An 11,958-nucleotide genomic window follows, 5' to 3' on the forward strand; every position below is an offset into this window, starting at 1 on the left:
CGAATAAGCGCTCACTATTATAGGTCATTGCTAACGTAGTGAGGGATCTCCTGCCTATATGCCCTTTTTATATATAACGCTAAAAATCAGAAGATCTTTCGTCATAACCCCCTAAGGGTGACGTGAAATTCCGCTGCACTACCCTCAAGCAATACAAATTAAAGCAATGCGGCTACTTGTGCGTAACTTCGACGATGAATCATGCAAGGGCCAAGTCGATTTAATGCTTCCCGATGAGCAACTGTTCCATATCCTTTATGCTCTGAAAATCCATATCCAGGATAAATCGCATCAAGCGCTACCATTTCTGCATCTCGGAGCACCTTGGCAAGAATTGAAGCGGCACTAATTTCGGGGATCAAATCGTCTCCTTGCACAATTGCCTTACAAGGAATACTTAACTTGGGTATATGTATACCGTCAACCAGTACTTGATCTGGTTTGATTGGTAACGCTTCTACTGCTCTTTGCATTGCCAGCAAAGTTGCATGATGAATATTCAATGTATCGATTTCATCTACCTCTGCCCTGCCATAAGCATAAGCAAGGGCCTGTTCCTTTATTTTCACAGATAATAACTCGCGCTTTTTTGCGCTTAATTTTTTTGAATCTGCAAGCCCCTCTATCGGCTCTTTTAAAATAACTGCTGCTGTTACAACTGCACCAGCTAAAGGACCACGCCCTACTTCATCAACTCCAGCTATAAGCATAATATTCTTATTCCCTGTATCAAAATCAGTGTATTCATAGACATTAATGTTGGCCAATAATACTCTTTTAAAATTGATTTATCATCCAGGAAATGCGATCATTCGCACAAATAATTAACATATCTGAATTATAAATGAATAAGACTCGTTGTGCTGTGATTGGTGTAGGGTATCTAGGTAGGTTTCATGCACAAAAATATCAACTTCTTCCAAATGCAGAATTAATTGGGGTTTGTGATCTGAATCCAAAAGCGGTAGAAACTGTATCACAAGAACTGAATGTTGCTGGTTATAATGATTATTACGACTTATTTGACAAAGTTGATGCGGTAAGTATTGCGTCAACAACGAACAAGCATTTTGAAATCGCCAAAGCTTTTTTGGAACATGGCATACATGTTTTAATAGAAAAACCAATTACTGAAACTGTTGCTCAAGCAAATGAGTTAATTCAACTTGCTAAAAAACACCAGGTAAAACTTCAAGTTGGGCATCTTGAGCGTTTTAATTCTGCACGATTGGCTTTAGATGAATATTTAGAAACACCTTTATTTATCGAATCAGAACGATTAGCTCCGTTTAAACCTCGCGGAGCGGATGTTAATGTAATTCTTGATCTGATGATTCATGACATTGATATAATTCAAAATATAGTTAAGAGTCCTATAGTATCAATCTTGGCTCAAGGCACACCCATACTAACAACAGCAATTGATATAGCTAATGCCCGTATTACGTTTGCCAATCAGTGCGTAGCTAATCTTACCGCCAGTCGTGTAAGTTTTAAAACGGAACGGAAGACAAGAATATTCCAAAAAAACTCCTATCTCTCAATTGATTATCAAAGCAAAAAACTAGCAGTATTCAAAAAAGGTACAGGCGAAATGTTCCCTGGAATCCCTGATATTGTTCGCGAAGAAACAGAGTACGAGCAAGGAGATGCATTATTTGAAGAAATAAAATCATTCATCAAATGCATCCAAGAAGATAGTACGCCATTTGTGACTGGTGAAGATGGTCTACAAGCACTGAAGGTTGCAGAAACAATTACTTCGCTTATACACAATAACTTAATTGAACGTCATGCAAAAATTTAAGCGCATTGTTATTATTGCTGGTGAAGAATCTGGAGATGTTCACGCATCAGTTTTAATTCGCCAATTAAAAGCCACCTACCCCAATCTTGAAATTAGTGGAATTGGCGGTAGACACATGCAAGAAGCTGGAGCACATTTGATTTCAGATTTGGCTCATCTTGGTGTGACAGGACTTACAGCCGTTATCCGTAACCTTCATGTAATTCGCAAGGCATTTCTGGCAATTAAAAAACATTTAAATCAGCAAAAGCCGGATCTACTGATTCTAGTAGATTATCCAGGCTTTAATTTGAGACTGGCAAAATATGCAAAGCTTAAATTAGGTATTAAGATTCTCTATTACATCAGTCCTCAAATTTGGGCATGGAAAGCCAATCGTATTCACCTTATAAAGAAATGCATTGATCGAATGGCGGTTATTTTGCCTTTTGAAAAAATTTTATATGAAAAGGCTCAAGTTCCAGTAAATTTTGTCGGCCATCCTCTAGTAGAAAAAATAGCATCTGTTGATGAAAGTAAATCTCAGCGTACCGCATTAGGACTTCCTCAAGAGGCAAACATTTTTGCTCTTCTTCCGGGTAGTCGAGCTAATGAAATTAAGTATCATATGCCAGTTCTACGTGATACAGCCCTAATTTTGCAGCAGCGATATCCAAATTTACATTTTGTAATTCCTATTGCTGATACAATTAACCCAGAAAAAATCAAACACTATTTTTCTAATGTGAATTTACCTATTAGCTTTGTACAAGGTAAAGCACTAAACTGCATGGCTGCTGCAGATTTCATTATTGTTGCTTCAGGTACTGCATCCCTTGAGTGTGCTTTATTAGAAAAACCTATGTGTATTATTTATAAGTCTTCGTTCCTTTCCTATGTATTAGCCATGAGATTTATAAAAGTTAAATTTTTTGGTTTGTGCAATCTTTTAGCGAACAGAATGATCGTCCCTGAATTTTTACAATATGATTGCAACGCTCATGAACTAACTCGTTATGTTGATTATTTTTATAATGATCCAAGTCAACCGGAAAAAATGGTTGCCAATTTAAATAAAGTAAAAACCTCATTGTCTTCAGAAAAATCCGATCGCACATTATTTAATCTTGTGGTGAATGAATTGCTCGAAAAAAATGCATAGTTTTCTCTTAAAAATATAGAATATCAATTATGCTTCATGTACAATTAATTTTGCTTTCATTTTAAATGTTAGCAATTGGAATGTGTGATTTAATTAATAATAAGGAAGTTAAGATGACTGTCATTGAAACACCTGAAGCTACTTTAAGCATAACTAAACAAGACCAAGGTCTCCAAGATCTAGTCTACAATTTAGTCTCTCGTTTTCTCACTGAAAACAAAAGCAAAAACATTGACGATCTTTACGATATGATATTATCTGAAGTTGAGCCTCCACTACTGCAAGCAGTAATGGAAAAACGTCGTGGCAATCAACTGCAAGCTGCTAAGATGCTAGGCATAAGCCGCGGCACAATCAGAAAGAAACTCCAAAGATATTTTGGAACTAAATACTTCCGTTTAACTGACGAATAATAAATTTTAAATCAGAATTTACTTGTGTCTCTCAAAAAGGGCTCGTTTTTCGAGCCTTTTTTTTGCAATAAGCATTTCATCGTTTTAAGGATTATATGTAATGAAAAAAATAATGTATCTACCCCCCTTACTAAGCCTTCTAATTGCCTCCTGTGTGACTGACAAGCCCGATGTGATTGCAGATGATGCAGGTAATTTACATTACACTACCCCCTATCAAGATGATACAAGAGGACGCAATATTTTTCCCATGAAGAAAGACGTCCATGGTAAGAAACTCTTTATTTTTGACCCTAAAGCCTATGCATGGGCGGCATATGATGCACAGGGAAACAGAGTCATGACCGGTAGCGCTTCTGGTGGAATGGATTATTGTGATGATATTCATGAATCATGTCGCACAGTAACAGGAACCTATCATGTGTTCAATAAAAAAGGCGCTGACTGCAAATCCAATGAATACCCTATTGCCCGTGACGGTCATGTAGTTGGTGGAGCTAAAATGCCTTATTGCATGCATTTCCATGATGGCTATGCGATTCACGCAGCTTATGAAGTACCAAAATCCAATAGCAGTCATGGCTGTATCCGTGTCCTTCCTGGTGCGGCTAAATGGCTAAACGAGAATTTTATCGATGTAGGAACCACTGTATTAGTACTGCCGTACGCATAAAAAAATATCGGCGTTCAATAATCCTGGAAAATATTAAAGTCATTTTCCAGGATTTCTTTATCTTATTAAAAAATAACACTTATTGACACTTTAATGCACTTGTATAAAATGTGAAAAAAATATTTACAAGGAACCTTTAAGTATGTCTCTATCAAAATTAAATATTAATCTTTTAGTTGAAAAAATAACAGATCAATACATTAACCTCCATAGCTCGAACTATTCTGCCCTGCGCAACCCATGTATTCTCCCATCACCAGTCTCGGCTGTTACTCAAGAAGTTAACAAAGAGCTAACTGGTATTCTTAAGATTGATCAACAAGAATCAGCATCTCAATTAATATCAGATGCAAGTAAAAATCAACTACAATGCGATTTAGAAGAGAAAGAACGTGATCATCTCGAAGAGCAACAAGATTTACTTAAATCATCTCTATTAAAAAGTCATTTGCAACACATTAATGAGCAAAAAATCATAGCGGAACTAGAGATAAAAAAAGCTCAAGAGCATATTCAAAGACTTCAACTTCATTTAAAACGGATTAAAGAACAAAATATTATAAATAATCAAAAGAAAGAGGAAGTAACGCAGCATCATTCCCATCCATCAACTGAGGCATCGCCCCATAACCATACTCATCCAGAAGCAATAGAGCAGCATGTTAGAACCGAACATTCGCATCCAGAAGCAACAAAGCAAGACACAGCAACTACCCATGTTCACTCAGAAACTGCCCCTGATTCACAAACAACTCATAGTCATCCAAATACAACACAGCATGGACATCAAACAGCGGATCTTGAGTCTCAAAAAATAGAGCTTATTCAAAAAATACATTCACTCGAAATTAATTTATTAAGAGTCCAACAATTAAATCTTGAAACACGGCTTGAACAGTTCAAAAAAATAAGCCAAGAGCAAGTTGAGCTGACCAAGAGAACGGATCAAAGACGTGAGCGTGCTCACGCACGAGCTGCAAGAGAAAAAGCTCGTTCGACTGATGATCCAAATTTATTGCAACTTTCGCAACAAAACCGTAATGCACTGAAAGAAGCGATAAGAGAAGAACATAAAAGATTAAATCAAACAAAAGAAGAATTGATACAGAAAGCTAATGAGATAAGCTATCAAATTTACCTCAACCGGCTTGAGAATCTTTTATCCTCCGTAATAAAGGTAAGTTACCCAGAGCATCAGGCGCTAAAACAAATAATTCAACTCATGCAAGCCTATCTTGTAACAACAGCAGAGGAGAACAATAAAAAAGCCATCCTGGATAAAGAGTATCGTGCTAAGACCCGATTAATGCAACAAATGCGCGATAGTGAAAAAAGGATCGAACAATGCAAAACATCTAATCCGCAGTTGACATCCGCAAATTTAAATTTAGCAGAACAAAATAAACAATTAGAAATCACCATCGAAAACGCTCGCAACCATAGAAAGAATCTTTCTATAGCAGGATTACTTTTTCTTCTTTTTACAGGAGGGGCAACCGGAACTGGGATAGCTATTGAAGGTGGATTAGTCGCTCTAACCTCTTTAATTTTTGCTCCTGCTGCAGTACTTGCTTTTGTTACACTCAGTCTTTTCATTGCAGCATTAGTCTATGCAATCAAAACAAATATCGATGAAAATCAATTAAGCAAAAACAAATTAACCATGGAAGATAATCATGCAAAGATTGAGCAACAAAATAAGGACATAATTTCTTTAGAAAACACGATAATTCCCGATCTAAAAAGTGAAATCGACGCAACAGAACAAGAAATTAGTAAAGTAGCTAAAGACTATATGAACCTGCATCAACAAGCTGAATTACAATTGGGCCAGGCAAGAAAAGTAATGGTTATATATCCAAGCAGTCAGCTATTCACCAATGATCCCCTGCCTGAAGTTACTAATATTGAAGCATATCCATTTTTAATACAACCAACAGCTCCATTCATGGAGGAGCCAATTGGGCAAGCCAGTACTTATAATTGACCATAACCGAAGTGAAGTATCGGTATACTTTTATTAGGTTAATGACACATACTTTAGCCTATATCCCACGAAAAAACCGCGGGATATAGGCTAAAACTATTTTACGCCACAGATGAAACCAATAATCGATTCACACGATTTACAAAATCTGCAGGATTATCTAATTGACCACCCTCAGCTAAAACAGCTTGTTCAAACAACATGGTGACCCATAATTCAAATAAATCATCATCTTGAACATCATGTAAACGCTTAATAATTTGATGATCGGGGTTTATCTCAAAAACGGGTTTGCTCATAGGAACCTGTTGGCCAGCAGCCTGCAAAATACGTTGCATTTCTAATCCCATATCTTGCTCATCAGCAACAACACACGCTGGAGAATCAGTAAGCCTATTTGTCACCAGAACATCCTTAACTCGGGTATCTAAAACCTTCTTAATATGGTTTAACAAAGGTTCCAATGTCTTTTCCTGTTCTTTGATTTGTTCAGGTGACTCATCCCCTAACTCTACTTTACCCTTGGAAATAGAATGCAGTTTTTTCCCAGCATATTCACTCAGATAACCAACTAACCACTCATCGATTTTGTCGCTAAGGAGCAATACTTCAATTCCTTTTTTCTTAAAGATTTCCAAATGAGGACTATTTTTAGCCGCGTTATAACTGGAGGCGGTGATATAATAAATTTTATCCTGCCCTTCTTTCATACGACTCAGGTACTCATCCAATGTTGCTTCTTGCTTCTCAGAAGTTGCAGTTGTTGCAAAACGCAGCAATTTAGCAATTGTCTCTTTATTGGTAAAATCTTCAATCGGCCCTTCTTTTAAGACCAAACCAAATTCATTCCAAAATTTTTGATAGGTTTCTTTATCCTGGGTACTCATTTTTTCAAGCATGGATAAAACACGCTTTGTACATGCAGAACGAATGCTCTCTACTTGTTTGTTATCTTGTAAAATTTCTCGTGACACATTGAGTGGTAAATCACTTGCATCAACAATACCTTTTACAAAACGTAAGTAGCGTGGTAAAAATTGGGTGGCATCATCCATAATAAAAACGCGTTTAACATAAAGCTTTAAGCCATGTTTCGTTTCATGCTGCCATAAATCAAATGGTGCATGCGATGGAATATAGAGCAAAGAAATGTAATCATTCTTTCCTTCAACGTGGTTATGCGACCAAGTCAATGGATCCTGGAAATCATGAGAAATATGTTTATAGAGTTGTTTGTACTCTTCGTCAGTAATATCTGATTTTTGCATTGTCCATAAAGCAGTTGCCTTATTTACTGTTTCATATTCTTTTGACTCTTTATCATCCTCAGATATTTTTTTCATAGCGATGGGCCAACAAATGTGATCTGAGTATTTGCTAATAATGCTGCGTATACGCCAATTACTCAGGAACTCATCATTATCATCTTTAATATGTAAGGTGATTTCAGTACCTCGAGTTACTTTATTTTCAGAATCAATGGTAAACTCGCCTTCCCCCTTCGATTCCCAAATAATTCCCTCTTCAGGTTTCAAGCCCGCACGTCGGCTTTTAACGGTTACTTTATCAGCAACAATAAATGCCGAATAGAAACCCACACCAAACTGCCCAATTAACTGAGAGTCTTTTGCACTTTCTCCGGTTAAATGGCTCATGAATTCTTTAGTACCAGATTTCGCGATTGTACCTAGATTTTCAACAGCCTCATCCCAACTTAAGCCAATACCATTGTCTTTAATGGTTATAGTTTTTAGCTTTTCATTAACATCAACAGTAATTTTTAAATCAGAATCGCTTTCATACAGTGAGCCATTTGATAAAGCCAAAAATCTTAATTTATCTAATGCATCCGAAGCATTAGAAATTAACTCACGTAAAAATATCTCCTTGTTGCTATAAAGCGAATGTACTACCAAATGCAACATTTGCTTTACTTCTGTTTGAAAGCCCATGGTTTGTTGCTTACTCGACATTTACCTACTCTCCTATGACTAACACATTTTCTTATGATTTATTGTCATATAGGGTTTCAGTCGATAAATTTCAAGGGGAAACGAATGAAATTAATGTCACAAATTATTTATAATCAAATCCAGGCATGGTTAAGGTACCGCCGGAGTGAATAATTAATACATTACCTTTCAATTGTTGGGTTTTAATATAGTTCCTGGATGCGTAAAATAATTTGGCTGCATAGATGGGATCAGCCAAAATACCCTCCTCTCGCGCTAAACGTTTAACTTCATTTATAATGGTTTGATTCACAGAGCCAAAGGCTTTAGCAGTAGTAGGATAAAAGCAAAGAAAATTTTGAGGAATTAATTCAAGCCATAGTTTCAATTTTCCCCTAAATGTTGCCTCATTATCAGCTAATAGCAATACATGAATCTGTGCTGAATGATTTAATCGAGCCATCCCTTGGATGAGGGCCGCAGCAGAAAAACCTGTTCCTGCATCAATAAAAATATGTTGAAACGTCACCCCTAAAGTATGCTCATTTACACCAATATCATCAGCAAGAGTTGATGCGCCGCTCATTGCTTGTGGAACACTCGCACCTTCTTGCAATACAAATCCAGGTTCATTTAGAGTCTGTAAATAATCAGATGCCAATTCATTAACATTTGGCCAATCATCACGCTCAATCCAGACAATTTCCTGTTCCTCAAGGAATAAGCGGCTTAATTTATAATTTCCTCGTAATTCCAATTTCCACGGCTGAATCAAAAATGCAGTCACTTTCAGCTTGAATTCTCGGGCTAATTGTAACGCAGCAAGTAAATTATTAGATTGAGGTCCGGCAATAATAATTAAATGCTGAACCCCCTGATCAATTAAATAAGGAAAAAGGCTGGCATATTTACGTAATTTTGAACCACTAATTCCACAACCTAATTCATCATCTCTTTTAACATAGCAACTCACCTTGTCATCAGGAAATTGATTTAAACGATGTACTCGACTGGATAAATTCCACATAGATTAAACAAATTTTGAGACCTGGATGGAGCGCAGCAAAACCCGGGTTATATATAAAAATTTACGTTCCTGGGTTTCGTGGCGCTCCACCCAGGCTATAAATCATTTTGTCACATTAATGAGTATCTCTTACAAAATCGAGATGGCTAACAGTTGAAGTTGATTGATGAAACTTATAACCCAACTCATTAAATTGTTTAAGCTGCTCCAGATCATCAAATTGATTTTGCATGAGAAACTTAGCCATTGTTCCCCGTGCTTTTTTAGCATGAATACCAATCATTTTCAGCTGATCATTCTTTTTTTCATAAAAATTGATCGTAATAATCGGATAATTTAATCCCTTTGTATCTACAGCCTTAAAGTATTCATTAGACGCTAAATTAATCAATACTGGATTTTTTTGAGCTGCTAACTCTTGATTTAGTGCATCCGTTATTGTTTTTTGCCAAAAATCGTACAAACTCTTCCCAGCTGGATTCTGCAAATGAACCCCCATTTCAAGCCGGTAAGGTTGGATATTATCCAGAGGTTTTAATACGCCATAAAGCCCAGACAAGATGCGCAAATGATTTTGCGAATAGTCAATCGTCGTTTGTTCCCAGCTTGCAGCTTTTAAACCTTGGTACACATCTCCCTGAAAAAGAAGTAATGCAGGATATGCATGTGATGAGCCTGTATTGTCCAAACAAAAATCTTGATAACGTTTATAATTTAATTCGGCCAAATCCTTGGATAAATCCATCAAAGCAGCTATATCAGCTACTGATTTAGATTTCATCAGTTTAACTAGACTATTGGTTTTATCAACAAACATAGGATTGGATGTCGTTCCAGAATAAGGCTTGGAACTATTTAATAATTTTTTAGCTGGTGATAATAAAATTAGCATAATCAGTCCGTAGAAACTTAACGTGGTGCAGTACCAGGAACCATACCTACCCGTGGTCTAAAAACATAAATTGTTATAGGTTCACTCTTATCAATCACATTTCCCTCAGCATCCATTACTTGCACTGCCAAGGAATGAGAGCCCCGGTACATCCCTTTTATTTCAAAGGTTAGATTTGTTTGCGGTTCACCAAGAGCAACATCATCATAAAGCAGTTGTAACTTATCTCCAGGAAGCAAGTCAGGCTCAATTTGAGCAGTGACCATGACAAAACCTTGATTGTTACGAACCGTTGCACCACTTGCAGGTTCAGCAATTGCAATTTTGGTATAAGAATGCTTTAACTTCACTATATCAGGATGGTCAGTTTGTTCCGGTTCTTGCGTTGAAGCTTGAGAGGTTGAGGAGGCTGGTGATGAAAAACTTTGTGAATCAGGAATAGTCACAGTTTCAGCTCCCGGATGGGGAGTATCACTGAAATGAACATTGCCCTGACTGTCAGTCCATCTGAAAATTTGCGTAGCATAAGATACGCAAATTACCATCATCAATGACAGAGAAACAAAAAATTTACTCATCACCACTTATTCCTAGAGGCTGTAATATAATTCAAACTCATAAGGATGGGTCAGGCTTCTTATTTTACTTATTTCCTCTTCTTTCATGCTGATGTAGTTATTAATAAAATCTTGACTAAATACATCACCTTGTAATAAGAAATCATGATCCATTTGTAAATTTTCCATAGATTGTTCGAGAGAAGCACAAACTGTAGGTACATCAACAAGTTCTTCTGGCGGTAAATCATAAAGATCTTTATCCATAGCCTGACCTGGATGAATTTTTCTTTGGATACCATCCAACCCAGCCATCATCATAGCGGCAAATGCCAGATATGGATTTGCTGTAGGATCAGGGAAACGTACTTCGATACGACGCGCTTTAGGATTATTCACATGAGGAATACGAATCGCAGCAGAGCGGTTTCTTGCTGAATATGCCAATAGAACTGGAGCCTCGAAACCAGGAACCAGTCGTTTGTAACTATTGGTTGATGGGTTAGTAAATGCATTTAAAGCACGCGCGTGCTTGATTATTCCACCTATGTAATAAAGAGCAGTTTCTGAAAGACCACCATATTGATCGCCAGAAAACAGGTTCACACCATCTTTAACTAGTGATTGGTGACAATGCATACCACTTCCGTTATCACCCACTAATGGTTTTGGCATGAAAGTAGCTGTTTTTCCATAATTATGAGCTACGTTATGAACTACATATTTTAAAATCTGTAATTCATCTGCTTTCTTGGTTAATGTATTAAATCGAGTCGCAATTTCACATTGGTTTGCTGTAGCCACTTCATGATGATGTGCTTCGACAACGATTCCTAAAGATTCAAGAGTTAAGCTCATCGCAGAACGCATATCGTGGGAGGAGTCTACTGGTGGAACCGGGAAATAACCGCCTTTTATCGATGGACGATGTCCTATATTACCCCCTTCTAACTCTTTTCCTGAAAACCATTGTGCTTCTTCTGAGTCAATTTTATAAAAAGAGCCACCAATGGTTGTTTCCCATTGTACGCTGTCAAAAACGAAGAATTCGGGCTCAGGTCCAAAAAGGGCGGTGTCTGCAATACCAGTAGATTGCAAATAAGCTTCAGCACGTAAAGCCAATGATCTGGGACAACGTTCATATCCCATCATTGTTTTGGGATCAACTACATTGCATCGAATAAATAAAGTGTTGTCTTGGAAGAAAGGATCCGGTTTGATTGTTTGCAGATCAGGCATCAAAGCCAAGTCGGATTGGTGGATTTTTTGCCAACCTTTAAAGGAAGAGCCATCAATCATTTTTCCATTTTCAACAAAATCATTATCAACTGCTGAAACTGGCATTGTTATATGCTGCTCTTTACCACGAATGTCCGTAAATCGCAGGTCTATTAATTTGGCATCATGTTCCTTAATTGCCTCTAGTACCGTATTTTTGCTCATTATTGCTCTCCAGGATAGTCTGGTTGTATAGTGTACCTTAAGTGACTTATTAAACCCAATAGATTA

Annotated in this window: 11 protein-coding genes; 5 read left to right on the top strand and 6 right to left on the bottom strand. The window is 37.1% G+C overall.

The window, feature by feature from the left end; translation table 11 throughout:
- Window positions 1-158 precede the first annotated feature (158 nt).
- Window positions 159-710 (bottom strand): ribonuclease HII, encoded by a 552-nt coding sequence (gene rnhB, locus DGG96_RS08815; protein ID WP_110142403.1) that lies wholly within the window; start codon window positions 708-710, stop codon window positions 159-161.
- Between the two features lie 134 nt (window positions 711-844).
- On the opposite strand from rnhB, the gene DGG96_RS08820 reads away from it, so the two are divergent.
- The 5 genes from DGG96_RS08820 (at window position 845) to DGG96_RS08840 (ending at window position 6,021) form a co-directional block, all read left to right on the top strand.
- The gene (locus DGG96_RS08820; RefSeq protein ID WP_110142357.1) at window positions 845-1,807 is read left to right on the top strand and encodes a Gfo/Idh/MocA family protein; all 963 of its coding nucleotides are present in this window, start codon (window positions 845-847) and stop codon (window positions 1,805-1,807) included.
- On the top strand, window positions 1,794-2,948 hold the full coding sequence (gene lpxB, locus DGG96_RS08825; RefSeq protein WP_110142358.1) for a lipid-A-disaccharide synthase: 1,155 nt from the start codon (window positions 1,794-1,796) through the stop codon (window positions 2,946-2,948). Before DGG96_RS08820 ends, lpxB begins: the two co-directional genes overlap by 14 nt.
- Before the next feature lie 113 nt (window positions 2,949-3,061).
- Entirely contained in the window at window positions 3,062-3,361 is a 300-nt protein-coding gene (locus DGG96_RS08830; protein ID WP_058469069.1) for a helix-turn-helix domain-containing protein, read from the top strand.
- A gap of 100 nt (window positions 3,362-3,461) precedes the next feature.
- Window positions 3,462-4,034, top strand: coding sequence for a L,D-transpeptidase (locus DGG96_RS08835; RefSeq protein ID WP_110142359.1), 573 nt, complete (start codon window positions 3,462-3,464; stop codon window positions 4,032-4,034).
- Between the two features lie 142 nt (window positions 4,035-4,176).
- Window positions 4,177-6,021: a hypothetical protein gene (locus DGG96_RS08840; RefSeq protein ID WP_110142360.1), complete on the top strand. Its 1,845-nt coding sequence runs from the start codon at window positions 4,177-4,179 to the stop codon at window positions 6,019-6,021.
- A gap of 101 nt (window positions 6,022-6,122) precedes the next feature.
- Here the strand turns inward: DGG96_RS08840 and htpG are convergent, their stop codons facing one another.
- The 5 genes from htpG to glnA form a co-directional block, all read right to left on the bottom strand.
- The gene (gene htpG / locus DGG96_RS08845) at window positions 6,123-7,994 is read right to left on the bottom strand and encodes a molecular chaperone HtpG (protein WP_110142361.1); all 1,872 of its coding nucleotides are present in this window, start codon (window positions 7,992-7,994) and stop codon (window positions 6,123-6,125) included.
- A gap of 103 nt (window positions 7,995-8,097) precedes the next feature.
- Window positions 8,098-9,000 (bottom strand): pyridoxal-phosphate dependent enzyme, encoded by a 903-nt coding sequence (locus tag DGG96_RS08850; RefSeq protein ID WP_110142362.1) that lies wholly within the window; start codon window positions 8,998-9,000, stop codon window positions 8,098-8,100.
- 115 nt (window positions 9,001-9,115) lie between these two features.
- Window positions 9,116-9,892, bottom strand: coding sequence for a peroxide stress protein YaaA (gene yaaA, locus DGG96_RS08855; RefSeq protein WP_110142363.1), 777 nt, complete (start codon window positions 9,890-9,892; stop codon window positions 9,116-9,118).
- A 17-nt stretch (window positions 9,893-9,909) separates the two neighbouring features.
- A complete protein-coding gene (locus tag DGG96_RS08860) occupies window positions 9,910-10,470 on the bottom strand; it encodes a DUF4124 domain-containing protein (protein ID WP_110142364.1) in 561 nt (186 codons plus the stop codon).
- A 12-nt stretch (window positions 10,471-10,482) separates the two neighbouring features.
- Window positions 10,483-11,892: a type I glutamate--ammonia ligase gene (gene glnA, locus DGG96_RS08865; protein ID WP_110142365.1), complete on the bottom strand. Its 1,410-nt coding sequence runs from the start codon at window positions 11,890-11,892 to the stop codon at window positions 10,483-10,485.
- Between the last annotated feature and the right edge of the window lie 66 nt (window positions 11,893-11,958).

The sequence above is a fragment of the Legionella qingyii genome, assembly GCF_003184185.1.